Source organism: Pandoraea faecigallinarum, assembly GCF_001029105.3.
In the GTDB taxonomy this organism is placed as follows: domain Bacteria; phylum Pseudomonadota; class Gammaproteobacteria; order Burkholderiales; family Burkholderiaceae; genus Pandoraea; species Pandoraea faecigallinarum.
The window spans coordinates 1,554,173-1,578,662 of sequence record NZ_CP011807.3; the positions used below are offsets into that span (position 1 = coordinate 1,554,173).

Genomic DNA, 24,490 nt, shown 5'->3' on the forward strand with positions numbered 1-24,490 from the left:
TCGGGGTCTCCTAGGCGGCCTTGGTCGGCAGATTCGACGGTTCGGCCGCGCCGAAGTCTTCCGGGAAATGATTCAGCGCAGACAGCACGGGGTAGGGCGTCATGCCGCCCATGGCGCACAACGAGCCATTGAGCATCGTGTCGCACAGATCGCGCAGCAGCTTGATCTGCTTGGGACGGTCCCGCCCGCCGATGATCTTGTCCATCACTTCGACGCCGCGCGTCGATCCGATACGGCACGGCGTGCACTTACCGCAGGATTCGATGGCGCAGAACTCCATCGCATAGCGCGCGAGCCTCGCGAGGTCGACCGTGTCGTCGTGGGCGACGATGCCGCCGTGACCGAGCACGGCCCAGTGCGCGGCGAACGCTTCGTAGTCGAGCGGCGTGTCCCACTGCGATTCCGGCAGATACGAGCCCAGCGGGCCGCCGACCTGCACCGCACGCAAGGGACGTCCGGTCATGGCGCCGCCGCCGTAGTCGTACAGAATCTCGCGCAGCGTCACGCCGAAGGCCTTCTCGATGAGACCGCCGTACTTGATGTTGCCGGCGAGCTGAATGGGCAGGGTGCCGCGCGAGCGTCCCATGCCGAAGTTCTTGTAGAAGTCCGCCCCGCGATCCATGATGATCGGCACCGAGGCGAGGGAGATCACGTTGTTGATGACCGTGGGCAAACCGAAGAGGCCTTCGATGGCCGGCAGCGGCGGCTTGGCGCGTACCACGCCGCGCTTGCCTTCGAGACTTTCGAGCAGGGCGGTTTCTTCGCCGCAGACATACGCGCCGGCCGCCTTGCGCACTTCGAGGTGGAACGTCTGGCCCGAGCCGAGAATGTTCTCGCCGAGGTAGCCCGCCCGATTGGCGTTCGTGATGGCTTCGTTGAGTACGTCGATGGAATGCGGGTACTCGCTGCGCACGTAGATGTAACCGCGCGTCGCGCCCACGGCGATGCCGGCAATCGTCATGCCTTCGACGAGGACAAGCGGATCGCCTTCCATGAGCATACGGTCGGCAAACGTACCCGAGTCGCCTTCGTCCGCGTTGCAGACGATGTACTTTTGTGCGGCGGGGGTGTTCAGAACCGTTTTCCACTTGATGCCGGTCGGGAAGGCAGCACCGCCGCGTCCGCGCAGACCGGACTCGGTCACCTGCGCAACGATGGCGGCACCGTCGAGCGCGAGTGCGTTGCGCAGGCCGCGGTAACCGTCGTGTGCGACATAGTCGTCGACCGAGACGGGATCGGTGACGCCCACGCGGGCAAACGTCAGACGTTCCTGCTTCTTGAAATACGGAATCTCCTCGGTCAGGCCGAGGGCGAGCGGGTGATCGCCCCCGGCAGTAACGTTCGCGTCGAACAGGCTCGCGACGTCGTCGACGTCGACCGGCCCGTAGGCGACGCGACCCGCCGGCGTGACGACTTCGAGCAGCGGTTCGAGCCAGAGCATGCCGCGCGTGCCGTTGCGAACGAGTTCGATGTCGATGCCGCGCTCGGCGGCTTGGGCGGTGATGGCTTCGGCGACTTCGTCGGCGCCCAGCGCGAGGGCGGCGGAGTCACGCGGAAGATAGAGACGCACCTTGCTGGGGTTGGCGGACTGGCTCATACGGCATCCTTGGCGCGGGCGACCAGACGGTCGAATTTCTCGGGGGTGACGCGCGCGTGCAGCTTGTCGTCGATGGTAATGGCGGGGGAGGTCGCACACTGCCCCAGGCAATACACCGGTTCGAGGGCGACGTCGCCGCTGTGGCTGTGCATTGCGCAGCCCAGCACGCGCTCGGCATGCGCCACGAGCGCATCGGCGCCCATGCTCTGACACGCTTCGGCGCGACAGATCTGAACGACGTGTCGCGGCGGCGGGCTGGTACGGAAATGGTGATAGAACGTGATCACGCCATGGATTTCGGCGCGTGACAGGTTGAGGGCGTCGGCGATGACGGGCACGGCATCCGGGGGAACGTAGCCGAAGGCTTCCTGAACGTCATGGAGGATCGGCAGAAGGGGGCCTTCCTGAGCTGCATGAGTGTCCAGAATCGCTTGCACCGTCGCGATGGAAAAAGCCTCGCGCATGGCTGATGTCTCCTGTTTGGCGCACCGTGGGGAACGGCGCTCCTGAGGGTGGTGATATGTTCTTGTCCTGCCCCGGGGCGAGAGACCCATTGGTCACATACGGCGACGCTGCTCGGGTCTAGCGATCAGCGCGGCGCCGTATGAGCGTGCGGCACATAGCCCCCACCATATGCCGCACGGGCTCGGCCTCTCGCCCGTTGCTTTACTTCGTCAACTTACGGTCAGTATGTGAAACACGATATATCATATACGGTATACGTGCAATAGCGTGGCGAGCGGTTTCGCGGGATCGTTTACCCCAATTCGGAAAGCGGCTTCCGATGAGAAGCCGGGGCGCAGGGGCGAATAGCGCGATGCAATGGGAAAAGTGGAGGGGCGGGAAAGAAAAAAGCCAGCGGCATTTTCATGTCGCTGGCCTTTCGTCAACGCGCGAAGCGCGCACTGTGCGGATGACGATGGCGTTATTCGAGGAAGTCGCAGTACTCTTCGACGAATGCGGCCAGACCGAGGGTATGGTCGCGTGCCAGTTTCTCGGCGAGTTCCGTATCGCGTTTTTCGAGCGCGGTAATGATCTTCAGGTGATCGACGATCGAGCGCGCGGCCCGGTCGTGCTTGGCAATCGTCACCTTGCGGATGGCGCGCACGTGAATGAACAGGTTCTTGATCGTATTGGCGATCGCCTGCGAGCCGCCGAGGTTGATCAGCGCCTGATGGAAGTCGATGTTCGCGTCGGAATACTCTTCGATATGATCCGTCGGCGGCTCATTGACGAACTGGTCGAACAGATGACGCAGCTTGGCGATATCCTCGTCGCTCGCATTTTGTGTGGCCAGGCGGGCGGACATCCCTTCGAGGGCGGCCCACATCTGAATCATCTCGACGATTTCACGCTTGGTCTTGCGGATGATGAAGATGCCCCGTCGCGGCACCGTACGCAGAAAGCCTTCCTGTTCCAGCAGGGTCATGGCTTCGCGAATCGGCGTGCGCGAAACGCCAAGCACCTGGATGAGCTGACGCTCGTCCAGGCGAATCTCTTCCTTCTGGTTATAGATGTCGGCGTCGGCGATGGCCTTCTTCAGCAGCGCATACGCCTGATTACGAAAACTCGTTGTGGTGTCGATCGGCTCCAGCGCGAGTGGCGTCACGCGCGCCGGAGTTGGGGTGATCAGGGACATGCAATAGTCTCCTAGGTATTACGGCCCCTTCAGAGGCGCAATGCTTGCTGCCCCACGATGGTTGCCGGCTTTGTGACGAGTTTACCCGATTCGTTTGCCTGCGTGGTTTCCGCCAGGTAGGCGAAACGGCCATTGCTTTCGGCCTTTTCGAGCATTTTGGCGGGCAGGGCGACGAACAGGTGAACCATCGCAACACCGGCGGCGAGGGCGGAAGCCAGGGCAAGCAGAGTAAGCGCAGCGACTAACATAATGACACTCCAGATAAAGTTTGACGGGTCGTGTAGTGGGGGAGAACTTGCTTTGCATTGTATGTCGCGCCGCAACAAGTCTCAAGATATACCACATACCGAATATCAAAATTTACCGTTTTTCGGGACGTTTTTCAGGTCGCACTGCTCTCACACGGCTCGGATTTGTCTCTTTTTCCGATACTGCGAATGAACTGGGTAATGGCGATGAACCTCCTCGGATGTCCGTCTGGCTTGCAATGGTGCGGATTTCGGGACGCCACTGGCGCACGCAGTTTCCAATGATTCGGTCGATGCTTTTGGGTGGGGCAAATACGCGTTATTGCGTTGCCGCGAAACCACATGCGCAATTGCCTGCATGCCGCGGACAAGACGCCGACTCCCGGCAAGAATCGGCCACGACCGGAGTTTCGGCGGCGGCATGTTCAAGTCACCGCGGGACAGGCGCCGGCGTCTCGACGAGCGCCCGCCGCGTTCATCGCCTTGCCCTCTCTCTCTATATATATATGTCAGTGAGTAAACCCGCGAAGCGCAGCGACTTGTCTCACGGGTTTACCTCGCGTTGCCCTCGTTGCCTTGTCGCTGGGATACACGCCAGCCTGGACCGACGTCGTGTCGGTCCACGACGTCGATCCGGTGCCGCTATCAGGCGGCCTTGGCCAGACGTTCCTGCGCCGCTGCCACTGCCTCGGGTTTGGTCATGAACTCGCGCTGTTTTATCAGGGCGAGCACGACGTCGAGCGTGGGCGTGGGCACGTTGGCCAGGCGCCCCATTTCCTGCACCACGGAGACGAGTGGGTCGATTTCCATCGCACGATCGCGCTCCAGATCCTGGAGCATCGATGTCTTGTGCGCGCCGACTGCGCCCGCACCATTGATGCGGCGCTCGACGTCCACGCGGAAATGCACGCCGAACTTGTCGCCGATGGCTTTGGCTTCGAGCATCATGGCGCGTGCCACGGCCCGGGTGCCCGGATCGCTGGCAATGATGTCGAGCGTGGCGTGTGTGAGGGCCGAGATGGGGTTGAAGCAGAGGTTACCCCAGAGCTTGAGCCAGATCTCGTCGCGAATGTTCTCGCGAATCGGGGCATCGAGGCCGCCGGCGATCATCATCTGCGAGAGCTTTTCCACGCGCTCGGTGCGCTCGCCGCTCGCTTCGCCGAGCGGGAACTTGTTGCCGTAGACGTGCTGAATCACACCCGGCGCAACGACTTCCGTGGCCGGATAAACCACGCACCCGATGGCGCGCTCGGGGCCGAGTTCGCGCCACTGACGACCGCCCGGATCGATGCTCTCGAGCGTTCTTCCTTCGAGCGCACCGCCATGCTTGTAGAAGTACCAGTAGGGAATGCCGTTCACGGCTGTGACTACGGCCGTATCCGGGCCGATCAACGGTTGCATCGCGTCGAGTACCGACGGTACCGAGTGGGCCTTGAGGGCGATGATCACGTAATCCTGATGCCCGAGTTCGCGCGCGTCGTCGGTGCAGCGCAGATGGGCGACGCGTTCTTCGCCGTCGATGAGCAACTTGAGCCCGTTCTCGCGCATGGCCGCCAGATGCGGTCCACGTGCCACCAGACTGACATCGGCGTCGGCGCGCGCGAGTTGCACGCCGAGATAACCGCCGATGGCTCCAGCGCCATAGATGCAAATCTTCATGAAGTCTCTCCCTCCAAAGGTCAATCGAAACCCGGGCCTGGTACTGGCCGCTTTATTCTTCTGATTCTTCTAATACCAAATGTTGTATATCGTATATCACAAGGAGAATAGCGCCAAGCCTTCCAGGGTTATTTGGTCTCATGGTTTCCCCGCAGATACCGGAAAAACGGACATTCCGAGGCATTGGGATGTGTGAGCGCCGCGGGCATGAATTGCACTTGTGAAATGCCCGGGGGCGCGCGTCGAGTGAATTATTACGGTGTGTTACAGCGACAGCGCCGACGAAGGGGAGACGATATTTTGTGAGTGAAATTCACATAAATATCGCCTTGTGCCCGTTTTAAAAAATCGCAAGGAGCCCGATATAAAAGGCCTGAGCGCCTTGTCGGGCAAGGTTCGCGGATCAGGTTAACTCCTTAGAGCCGGTTTACGATCTCCTGAGCAGCAGTGCCAAAAAGGGGTTCCGTCGCAATAGGGGTAGTCAGGTAGACTCCTAGGTTTCGAGCGCCGGGAACCCAGTCGATGAAGTGCGCAGCCAAACCGCCGAGAAAGCCCTTGCCCGCAGGCATCGCCAAGGTCCTGAAGCGGTTGCACTACCCGTTGGGGGTTATGTTGCAGTGCGTGCGCTGGTACGTGGCCTATTCGCTGAGCTCGCGAGATCTGGAGGAAATGATGGCCGAGCGAGGCGTGGCGGTGGACCACTCGACGATCCATCGCTGGGTGATCAAGTTGCTGCCGGTTTTCGAGAAAGCGATGCGTGGCCGCCTGCGCCCAGTCGGTGACAGCTGGCGCATGGACGAGACCTATATTCGGGTCAGAGGCCAGTGGAAATACCTCTACCGGGCGGTGGATAAGGCGGGCCACACCATTGATTTTCTGCTATGCGCACGCCGCGATACCGCCGCCGCGCGCCGGTTCTTCGAAAAAGCCCTCGCCGGGCGGGGCACGCCGAAGACCGTCACCGTTGACAAAAGCGGGGCGAACCGCGCCGCGCTGCAGGCGCTGGGCGCCCAGCGCGAGATACCCGTCGAAATCCGCCAGAATAAATACCTGAACAACCTTGTCGAGCAGGACCACCGCGCGATCAAACGGCGCGTCAGACCGATGCTGGGTTTCCAGAATTTCCGTTGTGCCCGCATTGTCCTGGGCGGCATCGAGACCATGCACATGATTCGCAAGGGGCAAATGCTTGCCCCAAAGGGACGCCGTGCGTCCCCTGCTGAGCAATTCTATGCACTGGCCGCGTAAAAACCAACCTGCCCCTGGCTTCGCTTCGGCGTAACTTCGTTATCGCGACAGAACCCGAAAACGCGCTCGCAGCCTGCCTTGCGTAACGCATCCGTCTGCAAGGCGGTGTCCTGCTCCGCCGTCGATACCCGAGCATAGCCGATCAATGCCATTTACCGCCCTCTTGTCCGTCATTCCGTCCGTCTATCTTAATGTCCGAAAACCCGTCGAACGAGCATTTGCCGGACATTGTCCGGGTTGACCGACTAACGATCGTTTGACGGACAGCTCGGCACCGTAGCTTCATTACCACATATGTGCTAATGTGGGTTTGTACATTTTAGAGGAGATAACTCTATGAGTCGCCTTACCATCGACATCACCGAACAGCAGCACCAAAGCCTCAAAGCGTTGGCTGCGCTACAGGGTAAGACCATCAAACAATACGCGCTCGAGCGTTTGTTCCCCGGCGATGCCGATGCCGATCAGGCATGGCGAGAACTGAAAACCCTGCTAGCGAACCGCATCGACGACGGGCTTGCGGGGAACGTGTCCACCAAGGGCATCGGCGAAATTCTGGATGAAGAACTCGGCGGGGATCGCGCTTGACGGCCTACGTTCTCACGGCGCAGGCGGAAGCCGATCTACGCGATATCATTCGCTACACGCGTCAGCAGTGGGGCACTGAGCAGGCACGCCGCTATATCGCCAAGCTGGAACATGACATTGCCAGCCTTGCAGCCGGACGAGGCACTTTCAAGGATATGAGCGAACTCTTTCCTGAGCTACGGATGGCGCATTGCGAACATCACTATGTCTTCTGTCTGCCGCGGGGGAGCGCGCCCGCTTTAATCGTAGCGATTCTTCATGAACGCATGGACCTCATGGCGCGCCTGACGGACAGGATCAGCAGGGAAAGTTAGACGCTCGTGGGTTCTTACTGCCAAGGCTGGTGGGAGGGCCCCTGCCTCACACATTCCACATGACCGCGCTTCAGGGCCAAGCCCGCTCCCCTGCCGAAGGTTGGCCGCTGCGCCCCGGGTGGAGCCTTCGCGGCACTCTATTTTGCAGAAAGGGCGGGCGCGAATCACTTGTCGTCGGCGTATCGGCTTGAAACTTTTGCAGGCTTCCTCACGCGCGACGTCCTGCTTGAGCTGCTGCCCCTGCCCTGCCTTCGCCGCCCGTCCATGGTCGCGGCGTTCAATGTTTCGCAGGAAAATTCAAAAAATACTGTACGAATAAACAGTGCTCGCCCGTCCTCGCTACTGCTGCACAACCGACACACCTGCTCATGCCATGCTAGCGGCCTCGAGCTTCCCTGACGAAGCCATGGCCACGATGTCCCCTGACGCGGCGTAAGAGCCGGTTTACGATCTCCTGAGCAGCAGTGCCAAAAAGGCGAGATGGACAAACTGCAAGCTGGTGTTGAGCAAACGCTCACAGTTCTTCCATAAGCGCCGGTTCTTCTCCAGCCAGGCGAAACTGCGCTCGACGACCCAACGCTGCGGCAGGACCTTGAAAGTATGCAGTTCGCTGCGTTTGGCGATCTGCACCGTGACCCGCTCGCCCAAGATCTCGCGCACGCCCTGCGCGAAGGGTTCGCCCACGTAACCGCCATCGACCAGCACACTTTGCACCTGTCCCAAGCGAGGCTTGCCGTGCTCGAACGCCAGCAACGCTCCTTTGCGATCGTTCACCTCGGCAGTGGTTACCGCCACGGCGTGCGGTAAGCCCTGCGTGTCTACGGCAATATGACGCTTGATGCCCGACACCTTCTTGCCCGCGTCATAACCCTTATGCGCTGCCGTGTCAGTGTTCTTCACGCTCTGCGCGTCCACGATCAAGAACGTCGTGCTGGCGCTGCGTCCCTGTCTTGTGCGCGCCGCGCCAACCTGATTTTTTGAGTGCCTGCTCCAGCACGCTCACGCCGTGCTGGTCAGGCTGACTCCATTTGCTGAAATACGCGTAGACGGTTTGCCACTTGGGAAACTCGCTGGGCAAGAAGCGCCATTGGCAACCGGTACGCAACAGATACAGCACCGCGCAAAACACCTCGTACAAGTCCACCGTCGTGGGCTTCGTGCGCCGGCGCACGCTGCGCAACAGCGGCTCGATCTCCGAGAACTTCTCTCGGCTTATGTCACTCGCGTATTTCTTTCTCGTCATCCTCGAATTATCAGGGATGACCAGAAGATCGCAAACACGTTCTTAGTGTTTTCGCATTGCGTTGTTGCGCCGCTCCGTCCTACAGTTGCGTTACTGTATCTAGCCGCCACTTAGGACAGTGCCTCGCGTGCCGTGGTTGTTTTCGCTGCAATGGACGAAAACGACTTCGGCACGCGAGGGGAAAACGAGGACAGCAATAAATTAGTGTTGACTTATATCTGATATATCGTATATTTCGTTCGGTATATTTGCGGAAGACGCAATGGATTCCGCGAGCATCAGAGAACAAGTCGACGAGGCTAAGACCTCGTAAAGCATACCCAGGGGGCGTAGACCCCATCCGGAAGGTGTTGTTGTTGTGAAGCTGCCAAACAACTGAAAACCGATGGAGGAGGTACAAGTGGAGACGACAAAGCAACACGGTAAACAATCACCGTTCGCGAGCCCGTGGGTCCAGCTCGTGTTCGGCGTGATCTGTATGGCGATGATCGCCAACTTGCAATATGGGTGGACGCTGTTCGTCAACCCGATCGACGAGAAGTATGGTTGGGGCCGCACGGCGATCCAGATTGCGTTCACGATTTTCGTCGTGACGGAAACCTGGCTGGTGCCGATCGAAGGGTATCTGGTCGACAAGTTCGGCCCGCGCCCGGTGGTGGTCGGTGGTGGTCTGTTGTGCGGTATTGCATGGGTGATGAACGCCTATGCGTCGTCGCTGCCGATGTTGTATGTCGCAGCGGCAGTCGGCGGTGTCGGCGCCGGTGCGGTATATGGCACCTGCGTGGGTAACGCGCTGAAGTGGTTCCCGGACCGCCGCGGCCTTGCCGCTGGCCTCACCGCCGCCGGTTTCGGCGCCGGTTCGGCGCTGACCGTGGTGCCGATCGCCAACATGATCAAGTCGAGCGGCTACGAGAACACCTTCCTGACCTTCGGTCTGGGCCAGGGGATCATCGTGCTGGTGCTGGGTCTGGCGCTTGCCAATCCGCCGGCCTCGATCGAAGCGCTCAAGAAGCTGGCACCGGGCGCAATGCGCTACAACGCCAAGCCGACGGAAGTCATGCGCTCCCCGGTGTTCTGGCTGATGTATCTGATGTTCGTGCTGATGGCCGCTGGCGGCCTGATGGCTACGGCTCAGCTCGGCCCGATCGCCAAGGACTACGGTCTCGATCAGGCACCGGTCTCGATTCTCGGCCTCACGCTGCCCGCACTCACCTTCGCACTGGCCATCGACCGTGTGCTCAACGGGGTGACGCGTCCGGTGTTCGGCTGGATCTCGGACAAGATCGGGCGCGAAAACACGATGTTCATCGCCTTCGCGATGGAAGCCGCGGGGATTTACGCGCTGGCGAAGTTCGGTCAGCACCCGGTCGCCTTCGTGATCCTGACCGGTCTGGTGTTCTTCGCCTGGGGTGAGATCTACAGTCTGTTCCCGGCGACGTGTGCCGATACGTATGGTTCGAAGTACGCCGCTACCAACGCGGGGATGCTGTACACCGCGAAGGGGACCGCCGCGTTGCTGGTGCCGTTCTCGAGCATCATCACCACGTCGACCGGCAGCTGGCAGGCAGTGTTCATGATCGCTTGCGCCATGAACGCCTTCGCCGCCTTCCTCGCCTTGTTTGTCCTCAAGCCGATGCGTGCCCGTCTGGCACAGCGTTACGCCAACGACTACAAGGCGGAGTCGAGCGAACCGGTCGTGAAGGCTGCGGACCTGAGCCGCAGCACCACGTAAGGCGAGCTGGATACGTCATCAAGACGTTAAGCACTACTAAGTAGAACGCAGACTGGCTGGCCTGATTAGCGACATGTTTGACCGGCGTGCCTCCCGAACCTTCGCAGGTTCGGGTGCACGACCGGATGAGCAAGTAGAGAAGCAGTACAGGAATACCCACTAATCGTCAGACAAGACGACGCAACACTGAAACCGGAAAAACTGGAGGAGAGAATTATGTCCATTGCGATGACCGTGCCAGTCGGCAAGGCGGAAAACGAGACGCTCGAAGACAATAGCCGACACGCGAACATCGTGTCCGAGGCAGCAACGACCGATGGCTTCCATTTGGTCATCGATGCCCTGAAAGCGAACGACATCGACACCATCTTCGGTCTGGTGGGGATTCCCATCACCGATCTGGCGCGTCTTGCACAGGCCGAAGGCCTTCGTTTCATCGGCTTCCGCCACGAACAACATGCAGGTCATGCCGCCGCAATCGCCGGCTACATGACGCAAAAGCCGGGCATCTGCCTGACGGTGTCCGCACCGGGCTTCCTGAATGGCCTGACGGCACTTGCCAACGCGACCACCAACTGCTTCCCGATGATTCTCATCAGCGGCTCCAGCGAGCGCGAGATCGTCGACTTGCAGCAGGGTGACTACGAAGAAATGGATCAGCTCAATGCGGCCAAGCCGTATTGCAAGGCAGCTTACCGCGTGCTGCACGCCGAAGACATCGGTGTGGGCCTGGCCCGTGCCATTCGCGCGGCCGTGTCGGGCCGCCCGGGCGGTGTCTATCTGGACCTGCCGGCCAAGCTGCTGTCGCAGACCATCGACGCACAGAAGGCCAAGGATTCGCTGATTCGCGTGATCGACGCCGCGCCGCGCCAGATCCCCGCGCAGGACGCCGTGCAGCGCGCGCTCGACGTCATCAAGGGCGCCAAGCGTCCGCTGATTCTGCTGGGCAAGGGCGCTTCGTACGCTCAGGCCGACGAAGACATCCGTGCGCTCATCGAAAAAACAGGCATTCCGTACCTGCCGATGTCGATGGCCAAGGGCCTGCTGCCCGACACGCACGAACAATCGGCCGCTGCCGCACGCTCGTTCGTGTTGCAGGAAGCCGACGTCGTGGTGCTGATCGGCGCGCGTCTGAACTGGCTGCTCGCGCACGGCAAGGGCAAGACCTGGGGTGCCGCGCCCAAGAAGTTCGTGCAGATCGACATCTCGCCGACGGAAATCGACAGCAACGTGGCGATCGCCGCACCGGTGATCGGCGATATCGGTTCGTGCGTCAAGGCACTGCTCGGCGGCATCGACGCCAACTTCGGCAAGCCGTCGGCCGAATGGATCGGCGCCATTGCGGAGCGCAAGAACAAGAACCTGACGAAGATGGCGGCAACGCTGGCGCAGAACCCGTCGCCGATGAACTTCCACAGCGCACTCGGCGCGATCCGCGACGTGCTCAAGAAGCATCCGGACATCAACCTCGTCAACGAAGGCGCGAACACGCTCGACCACGCACGCAGCATCATCGACCAGTACCAGCCGCGCAAGCGCTTCGACTCGGGCACGTGGGGCGTGATGGGCATCGGCATGGGCTTCGCCATCGGCGCTGCCGTGACGAGCGGCCTGCCGGTCGTGGCCATCGAAGGCGACAGCGCTTTCGGCTTCAGCGGCATGGAACTCGAAACCATTTGCCGTTACGACCTGCCGGTCACCACCATCATCTTCAATAACAACGGCGTGTATCGCGGCACCGACGTCAACCCGACGGGCGGCAAGGACGTGGCACCGACCGTGTTCGTCAAGGGGGCGCGCTACGACAAGATGATCGAAGCGTTCGGCGGCATTGGTTACAACGTGACCACGCCGGCCGAGCTGACCAAGGCGCTGGAGGAATCCATCGCTTCGGGCAAGCCGACGCTGATCAACGCTGTGATCGACGAATCCGCAGGTACGGAAAGCGGCCGTCTGACGAATCTGAATCCGCAAAGCGCGGCGATGAAAAAGTAAGTGCTGAGTCAATCAAGGAGACATGACATGAGCAAACCCCTCGAAGGAATCAAGATCATCGACTTCACGCACGTGCAGGCCGGCCCGGCCTGTACCCAGCTGCTGGCGTGGTTCGGCGCCGACGTGATCAAGGTGGAACGCCCGGGCTCGGGCGACGTCACGCGTAGCCAGCTGCGCGACATTCCCGATGCCGATGCCTTGTACTTCACGATGCTCAACAGCAACAAGCGCTCGCTGACGCTGGACACGAAAACGCCGGAAGGCAAGGAAGTGCTCGAGAAGCTGGTGAAGGAATCCGACGTTCTCGTCGAGAACTTTGCCCCGGGCGCGCTGGACCGCATGGGCTTCACGTGGGAGCGCCTGAGCGAACTGAACCCGAAGCTCATCGTGGCATCGGTCAAGGGCTTCTCGGACGGACACCACTACGATGACCTGAAGGTCTACGAAAACGTGGCGCAGTGCGCAGGCGGCGCCGCTTCGACGACCGGTTTCTGGGACGGTCCCCCGACGGTGTCGGCCGCAGCGCTGGGCGACAGCAACACCGGCATGCACCTGGCGATCGGTATTCTGACGGCCCTCATCGGCCGTGGTCAGACGGGCCGCGGCCAGAAGGTGGCCGTCTCGATGCAGGACTCGGTCATCAACCTGTGCCGCGTGAAGCTGCGCGACCAACAGCGTCTGGACCGCGTGGGCTACCTCGAAGAGTATCCGCAGTACCCGCATGGCGAGTTCACCGATGTCGTGCCGCGCGGCGGTAACGCCGGCGGCGGCGGTCAGCCGGGCTGGGTGCTCAAGTGCAAGGGCTGGGAGACGGATCCGAACGCGTACATCTACTTCACGATTCAGGGTCACGCCTGGGAGCCGATCTGCCGTGCACTGGGCAAGCCGGAGTGGATCGACGATCCGAATTACGCTACGCCGCAAGCCCGTCAGCCGCACATCTTCGACATCTTCGCGACCATCGAAGAGTGGCTGGCCGACAAGACGAAGTACGAAGCCGTGGACATCCTGCGCAAGTTCGACATCCCGTGCGCTCCTGTGCTCTCGATGAAGGAAATCGCCAACGATCCGTCGCTGCGTGCTTCGGGCACGATCGTCGAAGTGCCGCACAAGGAACGTGGTTCGTACCTGACCGTCGGCAGCCCGATCAAGTTCTCGGGTCTGAAGCCGGAAATCACGGGTTCGCCGCTGCTGGGTGAGCACACCGACGAGATCCTGGCCGAGCTGGGCTACAGCAAGGACCAGATCGCCCACCTGCACGCAGCCCGTTCGGTCTAAGTTCGCTTGGCTTCGGCTGCCATGCCGCACGCGCGGTTGCCGTCTCGGGCGGCGACGGTGCGTGCGGCGGCAGGCAAGGTGTTCATGGGTGCGGCTCCGTGCGGGGCGCGCCCATTTTTATTTTCGGGACCGTGTTGTCCTTTAATTGATGTACTTTAACGGCATGTTTGGCCATCGTGCCCGTCATACCGTTGGCATTTCCCACAAGACTCTGGAGACATCATGAGTGCATCCGTCGACGTCAAGCAGTTGGTCGAGGTCGTAGGCGACGCTATCGTCGTGGCCGACCCGTCGAACGTCATTACGCTTTGGAATTCCGGCGCGGAAAAGATGTTCGGTTTCTCGGCGGCCGAAGCGCTCGGGCAACCCCTCGACATCATCATCCCCGAACGTTTGCGCGCGCGTCACAACGAAGGCTACGCCAAGACGATGAAGACAGGGCAGACGAAGTACGGTAGCGATCTGCTCAAGGTCCCCGCCACGCACAAGGATGGCCGTGCCATGTCGATTGCCTTCACGGTTGCGCTGCTGCATGGCGCAAACGGTGAAGTGACCGGCATCGTCGCCGTGATCCGCGACGAGACCGCGCGCTTCCAGGAGGACCGTCAGTTGCGCAAGCGCGTGACGGAACTCGAAGCGAAGCTGGCTGCCACGGCGAACTGATCTACGCCATAGCGATCGTTGCGCGACGCTTGTCGCGACCCCGGCGAAGGCGTCGACCTGGGCGCTCGCCGGTAAGAGACGTCGCCTCCCCGAAGAAGCACCGATGCGTAAAGCGCGCCGGTGCTTTTTTCATTTCCGCCGGGATTTCGACGCGTGGGAAAGCCTTCGCAAAGCATGAAAGTATTTTGTATTCAATATATTTAAAAATCATTCATGAGGAGACCTGATCGGTGGGGTGGCGTTCATCGAGCTGACACATGCCTGTAAACCCGTAGCCCGGCCACACGGCGCCTAGCTTGTTGCAGTGCGGAGGCCCTTATTCCGTGGGCCTTTGCGGGATTCTGCAGGGGAATTGACGCGACACAGCAAATGACATCGGCAACAAAAAGCCGTTGATAAAATATCGTGTATGAAATACCGTATATCACAAGATTGAATCGACGAAAGGAATGGCGCCCGAAGAGGCGACAACTGCCGTCGCATCCGGCGAGGCCTGCGACATTGCCGTAATCGAAAGAAACGCCCGAGCGTTCACCGGCCCTTCGCCCACCTATTACATAAACGCCGTCGCATCAGGAGGAGACAAACCATGGGAAAGGCACTCGAAGGTGTGCGCATTCTCGACTTCACGCATGTGCAGTCCGGTCCAACGTGTACGCAATTGCTGGCCTGGTTCGGTGCAGACGTCATCAAGATCGAACGTGCCGGACACGGCGACGTGACGCGCGAACAACTGCGTGACATTCCCGACGCCGACAGCCTGTACTTCACGATGCTCAACAGCAACAAGCGTTCCATCACGCTCGATACGAAGCATCCGGAAGGCAAGGCGGTGCTCGAGCGCATGATTCGCGACTGCGACGTGCTCGTGGAGAATTTCGCACCGGGCGCCCTCGATCGCATGGGTTTCACCTGGGAACATATCCATTCGCTCAACCCGCGCATGATCGTCGCGTCGGTGAAGGGCTTCGGTCCCGGTCCGTATCAGGACTGCAAGGTGTACGAGAACGTGGCGCAGTGCGTGGGCGGTGCGGCCTCGACGACCGGTTTCGACGACGGCCCACCCATGGTGACCGGCGCGCAGATCGGTGACTCCGGCACGGGCCTGCATCTGGCGCTCGGCATCGTCACGGCGCTTTACCAGCGCACGATGACCGGGCAGGGCCAGCGCGTGCTGGCGGCCATGCAGGACGGCGTGCTCAACCTGTGCCGCGTGAAGCTGCGCGATCAGCAGCGTCTCGAGCGCGCGCGCGTGATGGAAGAGTATCCGCAGTACCCGAACGGCGAGTTCGGCGACGCCGTGCCGCGTGCCGGCAATGCGTCGGGCGGTGGTCAGCCCGGCTGGATTCTGAAGTGCAAGGGCTGGGAAACCGATCCAAATGCCTATATCTACTTCATCGCGCAGGCGCCCGTGTGGGGTTCGATCTGCAAGGTGATCGGCAAGCCCGAGTGGGTGGAGCATCCGGACTACGCCACGCCGCGCGCGCGTCTGCCGCGCCTGCGCGAAATCTTCGACACCGTGGAGCAGTGGACGGTGACGAAGACCAAGTTCGAGGTCATGGCCATCCTCAACGAATACGACATTCCTTGCGGCCCGATTCTGTCGATGAAGGAGATCGCCGAAGACATGTCGCTGCGTGAGACCGGCACCATCGTCGAGGTGGATCACCCGAAGCGCGGCAAGTACCTCACCGTCGGCAACCCGATCAAGCTCTCCGACAGCCCCACGCACGTGGAGCGCTCGCCGCTGCTCGGCGAGCACACGGACGACGTGCTCTCGGAGTTCGGTTACAGCATGCAGCAGATCGCTGCGCTGCGCGAAGTCGGCGCGATCTGACGCGCCGGAAGACCGTTAGCGGGCGCGAACACGAAATATGGCGCGCCCGGGTGTCTGCGAATACATGCCCGATTTGTGCATAAGGCAGATGTGAATGACTTCAAGACATCGCGTGAGGCGCGCTGCCGGCGAACGTTGCCGCGCCGCCTCACCGCTACAGGAATGGCAAACGCATGAAGCTCTGGACCCGTTTCAAGACCGCGCATGGCCGCATCGGCTTTGGCCTGTTGCAGGGCGATCACATTCTGGAACATCGCGGCGACCTCTACGATCAGCCGGTCGCCACGGGCGCCACGATTGCCCGCGACGCGGTCGATCTGCTGTGCCCCTGCGAACCATCGAAGATCGTGGCGCTGTGGAACAACTATCACGCGCTCGGCGCGAAGCTCGGCAAAGCCGCGCCTTCGCATCCGCTGTTTCTCATCAAACCTGCGACCACGCTCAACGGTCCCGGCGCCGTGATCCGGCGTCCGGCCTCGTATGCCGGAAAGATCGTCTTCGAGGGAGAGCTGGGCATCGTCATCGGCAAGCAGGCGAGCAACGTGAGCGAGGCCTCGGCGCGCGATTACATCCTCGGCTACACGTTGGTCAACGACGTCACGGCCGCTGAGATCATCGAGCAGGACGGCAACTTCGCGCAGTGGACGCGTGCCAAGGGCTTCGACACGTTCGGCTGCCTCGGCCCGTTCATCGCAGAAGACTTCGACTGGCGCGAAGCCGAACTCGTCACGACGCTCGACGGCACGCAGCGTCAGCGCTACCCGCTAGCCGACATGATCTTCAATCCTTGGCAGCTTGTGGCGCGCTTGTCGCAGGACATGACGCTGCTGCCCGGCGACGTGATCGCGGTGGGCACGTCGATCGGCGTGGGCTCGATGAAAGAGGGCGCGCTGGTCGAGGTCAGCATCGACGGACTGGGAACGCTCGCGAACCGCATGGGCGGGTGAGCGTCGCCCGAAGCAACCGATTTCACGGTGGTCGGCCGGGGTGGCAATGGCCTGAGTCGATCGCCCTTTTTCATTCGGCGGACCGGAACGGTCGGCCCAGGCCAAGCCCGCCCTGAAGGCCTATTTCGTGCCGCTGCCCGTGAGCGGCGGCACAGCGCTTTTGTAGGCCATCATGCCGTCGATCAGCGCAGCGCCTTCCGAGAGCAGGAATTGACGGAAGGCCAATGCGACCGGCGGCAAGCGCTTGCTGCGACGATGCACGACGTACCAGCTTTGCCATGCCGGAAAGCCCTGTACGTCGAGCACCGTCAACTGGCCCGTGCGCAACTCCATGCCGACGGTGTGGGCAGACAGGAAGCTGATCCCCATGCCTGCGATCACCGCCTGCTTGATGGTTTCCGTGCTGGCGATCTCCATCGCGATTCTCAGTTGCTGCGTGCGATGGCCGAAAGCGTCCTGCAAGGAATTCCAGGTGTCCGACCCGCGCTCGCGACTGATGAACGGTTCTTCCGTGAGACGCGAAAACGGAATCTGTTTCTGTCCGGCCAGCGGATGGCCGGGCGGCGCCACGATGATGTACGGGTGGGGCGCGAAGGCTTCGTTGATCGTGTCGATCTCGTGCGGCGGACGCACCATCACGGCCAGATCGGTGAGGTTCTCGGTCAGCTGATGAAGCAGTTCCTCACGGTTATGCACCGTGAGATTGAGCGTTACGCCGGGATGGCGTGCCGTGAAGGCGGCGAGCAGCCGGGGAAAGAAGTAGTCGCCGGCGCTAATGACGGCGACGTTGAGTTTGCCGCCGGTAATGCCCTTGAGGTGGTCCATCGCCTCCTCGGTTTCGCGAAAGAGCGCGATGATCGCGCGGCTGTAATGGAGCATTTCGCTGCCTGCCGGCGTGAGGAAGATCTTCTTGCCCAGTTGCTCGAAGAGCGGCAGTCCGGCATGTGTCTCAAGTTGCTTGACCTGTGTCGAGACGGCCGGTTGCGTGAGATGAAGTTCTTCGGCGGCGCGCGAAAAGCTCAGATGGCGCGCTACCGCTTCGAAGACCTTCAATTGACGGAGCGTGGCGTGTCGCATGCGGCGGGCATCCGGTAAGAACGGGCGGTGGAGGGCGAACGAAAGGCGGCGACGCGGCGACGCGCAGACGTATCGCGCGTGCGCCGAATGACGTTTCAGAAGTATAAGTAATTGTTGATGGTTTGCATAATTAACTTTAACTGTCTTTTATATGTCGGGCTGCGTAATCTGCAATGGCAGCCCGCATGAAAGTGGTGTGACAGCAAAGCGAAAAGTGGAAAGCGAAAAAGCGAAGGCGCGCAGACAGCAGGCGTCGGGCCGCGCGGTCACGTCAGGAGTTAAGCGGGTTTGGACGATCACTATTTTGGGAGACGCCATCATGTCGGTCATCGAATCGCATATCAAACCTGCCGCCCTGGCTCCGGTTGCCAACGCTCATCTGCATGCGTTCAACAACGCGTTCGTCGAACTGGGTCTGGACTGGTATTGGGATAACCACACCTACACCCGTTTGCTGCACACCACCGGTAACCAGGATTTGCCGCTGGCGTATCTCGAAGGCGCTTCGGCGCAGGCGTTGCGCATGGCCGAGCTGTTGATGATCGGGGCCTACCTCGACGGACACCAGCCGCACCTGCTTCGCGCCTACGAGCCGGAATTCCTTTGCGACCTGATTCACTGCACGAAGGTGCGTTGCTTCGAAGCGGCCAACGAAGGGCGTTCGATGCAAGCGCCGCGAGCCGCTTCGGCCTGAGTTTCACAACACGACAGGGGCTCAGACCCCGAGACAATAACTATGCATATTGGCATTCCAAAGGAGACGGCCGGCGGCGAATCCCGCGTCGCGGCCACACCGGAAACGGTGAAAAAGCTGGTGAGCGCGGGTCATCGCGTCACTGTGGAGCATGACGCCGGTGTGGCGGCGAGCGTACCCGATGCGGCGTATGTCGCGGCGGGCGCGTCGAGCGGAACCGCCGCCGAGGTGTTCGGCGCGGAGATGGTGCTGAAGGTGCGCGCACCGTCGGTCGCCGAGATCGCACAGATGCGCCGCGGCGCAGTGGTCGTCGGCATGCTCAATCCGTTCGATGCCGAGAACAATGCTCGTATGGCGGCGGCCGGTGTGACGGCCTTCGCGCTGGAAGCCGCGCCGCGCACCACGCGCGCGCAGAGCATGGACGTGCTCTCCTCGCAGGCCAACATCGCCGGCTACAAGGCGGTGATGCTCGCCGCGAACCTCTATCAACGCTTCATGCCGATGCTCATGACGGCCGCCGGTACGGTGAAAGCCGCCCGTCTGGTGGTGCTCGGCGCCGGTGTCGCCGGGCTTCAGGCCATCGCGACGGCCAAGCGTCTCGGGGCGGTGATCGAAGCGTCGGACGTGCGTCCGGCGGTGCGCGAGCAGATCGAATCGCTCGGCGCCAAGTTCATCGACGTGCCCTTCGAGACCGACGAAGAGCGCGAGATCGCCAAGGGCGTGGGCGGCTATGCGCGCCCGATGCCCGCCGCGTGGCTTGCCCGTCAGGCGCAACTCGTTCACACGCGTCTCACGCAGGCGGACATCGTCATCTCCACTGCCCTGATTCCGGGGCGCGCCGCACCAACGCTCATCAGCGAAGACACCGTCAAGGCGATGAAGCCGGGCTCGGTCATCATCGATCTGGCGGCAGGTCGCGGCGCGAACGGCGGCGGCAACTGTCCGCTGTCGGTCGCCGACGAAGTGGTGAAGGTGCATGGCGTGACGATTGCCGGCTACACCAACCTCGCCGGCATGGTCGCGGCCGATGCCTCCGCGCTTTATGCCCGTAACGTGCTGGACTTCCTCAAGCTCGTGATCGACAAGGAAGGCAAGCTCGTCATCGATACCAACGACGACATCGTCGCCGCGTGCCTGATGTGCCGCGACGGTCAGGTCCTGCGTGCGGCATAAGGGAGAGGCTCAACCATGGAAATGATCAATCACACGGTGATCAACCTGATCATCTTCGTGCTGGCGGTGTACGTCGGCTATCACGTGGTATGGAATGTCACGCCCGCGCTTCACACGCCGCTCATGGCGGTGACCAACGCGATCTCGGCCATCGTGATCGTGGGCGCGATGCTCGCGGCCGGTCTTACCGAAGGCAATCTCGGCAAGACGATGGGTGTCGTTGCCGTGGCGCTCGCTGCGGTGAACGTGTTCGGGGGCTTCCTCGTCACGCAGCGCATGCTGGAGATGTTCAAGAAAAAGGACAAGGCCCCCGCAAAGACGGCGGCCAACGACGAAACGGCAGCAAAGGGAGCGCACTGACATGAGCATGAATCTTGTGACGCTGTTGTATCTGGTCGCGTCGATCTGTTTTATTCAGGCGCTCAAGGGACTGTCGAATCCGCGCATGGCGCGGCGCGGTAACGCGTTCGGCATGATCGGCATGGCCATCGCGGCCGTGACCACGATCGCGCTGATTTTCGAACTGCGCAAACTCTCTGGCGGCAACTTCTCGGGGCTGGGCCTGATTCTCGCGGGTCTCGTCGCCGGCGGCGGTATCGGCGCCTTCGTCGCTCGCAAGGTCGAGATGACGAAGATGCCCGAGCTTGTCGCCGCCATGCACTCGCTGATCGGCCTGGCGGCCGTGTGCATCGCGGTGGCCGCCGTGGCGGAACCTGCCGCGTTCGGCATCGTCGCCGCAGGCGAGGCGCTGCCGCCGGGCAACCGTATCGAACTGTTCATCGGCACGTTCGTCGGTGCAATCACGTTCTCGGGGTCGGTCATCGCCTTCGGCAAGCTCTCGGGCAAGTACAAGTTTCGCCTGTTCCAGGGCGCGCCGGTCGTGTTCAAGGGCCAGCACATGGTGAACCTGGCGCTCGCGATTGCGATGATCGGCTTCGGCATTGCATTCTTCACGACGTTGAGCTGGACGCCGTTCGTCATCATGACCGCCATTGCGTTCGTGCTCGGGGTGCTCATCATCATCCCGATCGGCGGCGCGGACATGCCGGTCGTGGTCTCCATGCTGAACTCGTACTCGGGCTGGGCGGCCGCCGGTATCGGCTTCTCGCTGAACAACCCGATGCTCATTATCGCGGGTTCGCTGGTCGGCTCGTCCGGGGCGATCCTGTCGTACATCATGTGCAAGGCGATGAACCGCTCGTTCTTCAACGTGATTCTCGGCGGCTTCGGTGCCACGCCGGGGGCTGGCGCGGCGGGCGGCGAGCAGCAGCAGCGCCCGGTGAAGTCCGGCTCGCCCGACGACGCCGCGTTCCTGATGAGCAACGCCGAATCGCTGGTGATCGTGCCCGGTTACGGTCTGGCCGTCGCGCGTGCGCAGCATGCCCTCAAGGAACTGACCGACAAGCTCGTGGAGAAGGGGGTGAGCGTTCGCTACGCCATTCACCCGGTGGCGGGACGCATGCCGGGTCACATGAACGTGCTGCTCGCGGAAGCCGAAGTGCCCTACGATCAGGTGCTGGAAATGGACGAGATCAACGGCGAGTTCGGTCAGACGGACGTGGTGCTGGTGCTTGGCGCGAACGACGTGGTGAACCCGGCCGCGAAGAACGACCCGGCCTCGCCGATTGCCGGCATGCCGATCATCGAGGCGTACAAGGCCAAGACGATCATCGTCAACAAGCGTTCGATGGCGGCGGGTTACGCCGGGCTGGACAACGATCTCTTCTACCTCGACAAGACCATGATGGTCTTTGGCGACGCCAAGAAGGTGATCGAAGAAATGGTCAAGGCCGCGGCCTGATCGACAAGTGTACGGGGCGCGCCGCACCGCGCGGCGCGCCTTGGCCATTTCGGTGGCTCACTCTCTCTTCTGACAGGGCCCTGTATGAACGTATCGCTGAGACAACTCAAGGTCTTCATGGTCGTGGCGCGCAGCAAGAACTTTAGCCGCGCGGGCGCCGAAATCGGTCTGACACAACCGGCCATCAGCCGCTGCATCAACGAACTCGAAGGGCAGCTCGGCCTGCGTCTGGTGGATCGCACGACGCGCGAGGTTGCACTCACGGACGCCGGTGTCACGCTCCCGGGCAATCTCGATCGTGTGCTCGACGAACTTGAAATCGCATTGCTTCAGACACACGGTGCCGAAGCCCGCACCACGGGGCGGGTTCGCATCGGTGCGGCCCCGACGATCTCCGCGACGCTCATGCCGCGGGTGCTGCTCGCCTCGCACGCGACCTATCCCGACATCGCGCTCGCTCTCGTCGACCAGATGCAGCGCGCCGTGCTCGACAGTGTGCGGGCGGGCGACGTGGATTTCGGCATCGTGGTCGCGCCGCAAGGGGCCGACGATCTGACGACCGAACATCTGATGAGTGAGCCGTTCTGTCTCGTTTGCCGCAGCGACCACCCGCTGGCCTCGCAGGCAGCGGTGCACTGGTCGGAACTGTCGGGCGAGAATCTGGTGCTGCTCAATCAGAGTTCGGGCAGCCGCCCGCTGATCGATCGCGCACTCACCACGCAAAAAGTGCAGGGCACCATCACGCAGGAACTGGGGCATGTGAGCACTATCTTCCGCATGGTGCAGGAAGGTCTCGGCGTAAGTGTGCTGCCGCCGCTCGCGTTGCCGCTGCCGGAGAATTCGACGCTCGCGGTGCGGCCGCTATTGCCCGCCTTCGAGCGCAACATCGTGCTGGTCCGTCGCAAGAACCGTTCTCTCTCGCCGGTCGCCCATACCGTTTGGGAACTGATTCATCGTGTCGTGCGTGAGCGCAACAAGGGGTTCGCGATGGCGATGGAGCCCGCTGCTGCGACGCTCCCCGCCAACTGAATCTCCGATTCGAATCAATGACTTGTGCCCTCTCATCAAGGACTTGTCCACAGACTTGAACACAAAATCTGTGGATAAACCGGCGGCTCCTTCGGGCGATTTGCCTGCGCGGGCCGCCGTCTGATGCCCTCCGTCGAAAACGCTATACCGATCAAGCGCTTGGCACGCTGCCCCGCGTCGTTGTCCACAGCGTTGTGAACAAAAACGGTGGATAACTTGTGCGCCGACGCGGTGCCGCGCTTCGTTCATCGCAACGTTGACGTGCCGTCCGACGTGATTTTTGCGGGATGTTGCGCAAGAAGCCCTTTACTGTCACGTAGAGTGCGCTAGAATTCTCAACATCGATTGCAAGTCCCACAACACCGGGATTTTGCGCATCCCGCTTCAAACGGCACCGCGGCGCTCCGTGCGGTGTGATTCCCGCCGTTCTCCAATTTCCATGATTTCTGAAATAGCGAAGCCGCGCACGGGCTTTTGGCCTGCGCGCGCGGCAACGATGGCATTGCTGTTTTGCAGTGGCTTTCTTTATGCGACTTGGGGCGTGCACGTGCCGACCGTCAAGGCGATGTTCGATCTTAACGACGCGAGCCTGTCGGTCGCCATGTTCGCTGTGGCCGGCGGCGCCATCGTCACGATGTCGCGCATGGCGCGCTGGGTCGGACGCGCCGGCAGTCAACGCGCGAGCCTGCACTCAGGGATCGCGCTGGCGCTGACCAGCGCTTTCATTCTGTCGGTGCCTGACTATTGGGGCCTCGTGGGATGGCTCGCGCTCTATGGCGCAGCGAATGCGACCTACGACGTCGCTGTCAATGCGCAGGCCGCCACGCTCGAAGCGCGTTACCGCCAGCCCATCATGGCGTCGCTGCACGGCTGCTTCAGCCTCGGCGGAATGGCCGGTGCACTCGTCGGCGGTGCGTGGCTCGCGCACCACGGATCGCCGCAATGGCACGTTGGCCTGGCTGCGCTCGGTTGTGCCGTCGTCATTGTCGTCGGCGCGCGCTTCATGCAACCGGACATGTTGCCCGGCGAGGCGCCGGTCGCGCGCAACGCTGACGAGGCGTCGGCGAACATCCATACGCCTCCCCCGGCGCTGAACGATGCGATGCGCCGCAAACTCAACCGCAAGCTGATGGGCTTCGGCATGCTGGCGTTTCTCGGACTGGTGGTGGAGGGTGCGATGTATGACTGGACGGCGGTGTATATGCGCGAAATCGTCTCGGCGCAAGGCGCATGGATCGGCGCAGGCTATGCGGCATTTTCCGTGGGCATGGCCGCGGGGCGTTTTAGCGGAGACCCGGTTCGCGCCCGCATGGGCGGTGCACGCCTGTTGCGCCTGAGCAGCCTGCTTTGCGTGGGCGGCGTGCTGCTCGCGCTGCTCTGGCGCGAACCGTTGGCGGCGGTGCTCGGATTTGCCCTGGCCGGACTCGGCTTGTCGAACGTCATGCCGGTGATGTTCGCCGCGTCGGGCGAAGTGGCGCGCCGTGCCGGCATGGCAAGCGCGGAAGCGATTGCGGTGATGGCGCGTCTGGCCTATCTCGGCCTTCTGATCGGGCCGGTGCTGATCGGGGCGATCGCGCACGGCATCGATCTGCCGGTGGCGCTGGGTGCCGGGCTGCTTTGCATCGTGCCGATCGCCGTGCTCGCACCGAAGATGCTCGCGGGCGTAGACGGGCGCGCCGCGAAGCCCGCCGGGGACTGAGCTTCGGTGCGCACCGTTCGGTCCTCCAG

At 61.9% G+C, this 24,490-nt stretch carries 23 protein-coding genes; 15 read left to right on the forward strand and 8 right to left on the reverse strand.

The window, feature by feature from the left end; all coding sequences use genetic code 11:
* Window positions 1-10 precede the first annotated feature (10 nt).
* The 5 genes from AB870_RS06955 to AB870_RS06975 form a co-directional block, all read right to left on the reverse strand.
* A complete protein-coding gene (locus tag AB870_RS06955) occupies window positions 11-1,597 on the reverse strand; it encodes a formate dehydrogenase beta subunit (protein ID WP_047907452.1) in 1,587 nt (528 codons plus the stop codon).
* Window positions 1,594-2,061: a formate dehydrogenase subunit gamma gene (locus tag AB870_RS06960; protein WP_047907453.1), complete on the reverse strand. Its 468-nt coding sequence runs from the start codon at window positions 2,059-2,061 to the stop codon at window positions 1,594-1,596. The genes AB870_RS06955 and AB870_RS06960 overlap by 4 nt, the downstream gene beginning before the upstream one ends.
* A 461-nt stretch (window positions 2,062-2,522) precedes the next feature.
* Window positions 2,523-3,236 carry a GntR family transcriptional regulator gene (locus AB870_RS06965; RefSeq protein ID WP_047907454.1) on the reverse strand — a complete coding sequence of 238 codons (714 nt, stop codon included), beginning with the start codon at window positions 3,234-3,236 and terminating at the stop codon, window positions 2,523-2,525.
* A gap of 29 nt (window positions 3,237-3,265) precedes the next feature.
* Window positions 3,266-3,484 carry a hypothetical protein gene (locus tag AB870_RS06970; protein WP_071386852.1) on the reverse strand — a complete coding sequence of 73 codons (219 nt, stop codon included), beginning with the start codon at window positions 3,482-3,484 and terminating at the stop codon, window positions 3,266-3,268.
* A 645-nt stretch (window positions 3,485-4,129) separates the two neighbouring features.
* The gene (locus AB870_RS06975; protein WP_047907455.1) at window positions 4,130-5,143 is read right to left on the reverse strand and encodes a 2-dehydropantoate 2-reductase; all 1,014 of its coding nucleotides are present in this window, start codon (window positions 5,141-5,143) and stop codon (window positions 4,130-4,132) included.
* A gap of 522 nt (window positions 5,144-5,665) precedes the next feature.
* On the opposite strand from AB870_RS06975, the gene AB870_RS06980 reads away from it, so the two are divergent.
* Window positions 5,666-6,391: an IS6 family transposase gene (locus AB870_RS06980; RefSeq protein WP_047907456.1), complete on the forward strand. Its 726-nt coding sequence runs from the start codon at window positions 5,666-5,668 to the stop codon at window positions 6,389-6,391.
* Here the strand turns inward: AB870_RS06980 and AB870_RS27665 are convergent.
* Window positions 6,373-6,543: a recombinase family protein gene (locus tag AB870_RS27665; RefSeq protein WP_472462563.1), complete on the reverse strand. Its 171-nt coding sequence runs from the start codon at window positions 6,541-6,543 to the stop codon at window positions 6,373-6,375. The two genes, AB870_RS06980 and AB870_RS27665, sit on opposite strands and share 19 nt — an antisense overlap.
* A gap of 184 nt (window positions 6,544-6,727) precedes the next feature.
* Between AB870_RS27665 and AB870_RS06985 the strand changes: the two genes are divergently transcribed.
* Both AB870_RS06985 and AB870_RS06990 read left to right on the forward strand, forming a co-directional pair.
* Entirely contained in the window at window positions 6,728-6,979 is a 252-nt protein-coding gene (locus AB870_RS06985) for an antitoxin (protein ID WP_047907457.1), read from the forward strand.
* Window positions 6,976-7,293, forward strand: coding sequence for a type II toxin-antitoxin system RelE/ParE family toxin (locus tag AB870_RS06990; protein ID WP_047907458.1), 318 nt, complete (start codon window positions 6,976-6,978; stop codon window positions 7,291-7,293). The genes AB870_RS06985 and AB870_RS06990 overlap by 4 nt, the downstream gene beginning before the upstream one ends.
* 444 nt (window positions 7,294-7,737) lie before the next feature.
* Here AB870_RS06990 and AB870_RS25545 read toward each other — a convergent pair.
* Window positions 7,738-8,536, reverse strand: a protein-coding gene (locus AB870_RS25545; protein WP_418303969.1) for an IS5 family transposase whose coding sequence is annotated in 2 segments (ribosomal slippage) — window positions 7,738-8,266 and window positions 8,265-8,536 — 801 coding nt in all. Because the reading frame shifts where the segments join, the coding sequence is not laid out codon by codon here.
* Window positions 8,537-8,921: 385 nt separating this feature from the next.
* Here AB870_RS25545 and oxlT point away from each other — a divergent pair.
* The 6 genes from oxlT (at window position 8,922) to AB870_RS07030 (ending at window position 16,988) form a co-directional block, all read left to right on the forward strand.
* The gene (gene oxlT, locus AB870_RS07005) at window positions 8,922-10,268 is read left to right on the forward strand and encodes an oxalate/formate MFS antiporter (protein WP_047907459.1); all 1,347 of its coding nucleotides are present in this window, start codon (window positions 8,922-8,924) and stop codon (window positions 10,266-10,268) included.
* 216 nt (window positions 10,269-10,484) lie between these two features.
* A complete protein-coding gene (oxc, locus tag AB870_RS07010) occupies window positions 10,485-12,263 on the forward strand; it encodes an oxalyl-CoA decarboxylase (RefSeq protein ID WP_237170074.1) in 1,779 nt (592 codons plus the stop codon).
* 27 nt (window positions 12,264-12,290) lie between these two features.
* Complete coding sequence (gene frc, locus AB870_RS07015) at window positions 12,291-13,541, forward strand: formyl-CoA transferase (protein ID WP_047907460.1); 1,251 nt, start codon at window positions 12,291-12,293, stop codon at window positions 13,539-13,541.
* 222 nt (window positions 13,542-13,763) lie between these two features.
* Window positions 13,764-14,204, forward strand: coding sequence for a PAS domain-containing protein (locus AB870_RS07020; protein ID WP_047907461.1), 441 nt, complete (start codon window positions 13,764-13,766; stop codon window positions 14,202-14,204).
* Window positions 14,205-14,793: 589 nt separating this feature from the next.
* Window positions 14,794-16,041 (forward strand): formyl-CoA transferase, encoded by a 1,248-nt coding sequence (frc, locus tag AB870_RS07025; protein ID WP_047907462.1) that lies wholly within the window; start codon window positions 14,794-14,796, stop codon window positions 16,039-16,041.
* Between the two features lie 173 nt (window positions 16,042-16,214).
* Entirely contained in the window at window positions 16,215-16,988 is a 774-nt protein-coding gene (locus AB870_RS07030) for a fumarylacetoacetate hydrolase family protein (RefSeq protein WP_047907463.1), read from the forward strand.
* Between the two features lie 120 nt (window positions 16,989-17,108).
* Here AB870_RS07030 and AB870_RS07035 read toward each other — a convergent pair whose 3' ends face one another.
* Entirely contained in the window at window positions 17,109-18,065 is a 957-nt protein-coding gene (locus AB870_RS07035) for a LysR family transcriptional regulator (protein WP_047907464.1), read from the reverse strand.
* Between the two features lie 319 nt (window positions 18,066-18,384).
* Here AB870_RS07035 and AB870_RS07040 point away from each other — a divergent pair, with 319 nt between their 5' ends.
* From AB870_RS07040 to AB870_RS07065, 6 genes are all read left to right on the forward strand, one after another.
* Window positions 18,385-18,759 carry an HAD family hydrolase gene (locus AB870_RS07040; RefSeq protein ID WP_053059606.1) on the forward strand — a complete coding sequence of 125 codons (375 nt, stop codon included), beginning with the start codon at window positions 18,385-18,387 and terminating at the stop codon, window positions 18,757-18,759.
* Window positions 18,760-18,801: 42 nt separating this feature from the next.
* Window positions 18,802-19,932, forward strand: a complete 1,131-nt coding sequence (locus tag AB870_RS07045) for a Re/Si-specific NAD(P)(+) transhydrogenase subunit alpha (RefSeq protein WP_047907465.1) — start codon at window positions 18,802-18,804, stop codon at window positions 19,930-19,932.
* A 15-nt stretch (window positions 19,933-19,947) separates the two neighbouring features.
* Window positions 19,948-20,292, forward strand: a complete 345-nt coding sequence (locus AB870_RS07050) for an NAD(P) transhydrogenase subunit alpha part 2 (RefSeq protein ID WP_047907050.1) — start codon at window positions 19,948-19,950, stop codon at window positions 20,290-20,292.
* Between the two features lies 1 nt (window position 20,293).
* Entirely contained in the window at window positions 20,294-21,733 is a 1,440-nt protein-coding gene (locus AB870_RS07055) for an NAD(P)(+) transhydrogenase (Re/Si-specific) subunit beta (protein WP_047907466.1), read from the forward strand.
* Between the two features lie 84 nt (window positions 21,734-21,817).
* Window positions 21,818-22,762 carry a LysR family transcriptional regulator gene (locus AB870_RS07060; RefSeq protein WP_047907467.1) on the forward strand — a complete coding sequence of 315 codons (945 nt, stop codon included), beginning with the start codon at window positions 21,818-21,820 and terminating at the stop codon, window positions 22,760-22,762.
* Between the two features lie 439 nt (window positions 22,763-23,201).
* Window positions 23,202-24,461: an MFS transporter gene (locus AB870_RS07065; RefSeq protein WP_047907468.1), complete on the forward strand. Its 1,260-nt coding sequence runs from the start codon at window positions 23,202-23,204 to the stop codon at window positions 24,459-24,461.
* Window positions 24,462-24,490: the final 29 nt, after the last annotated feature.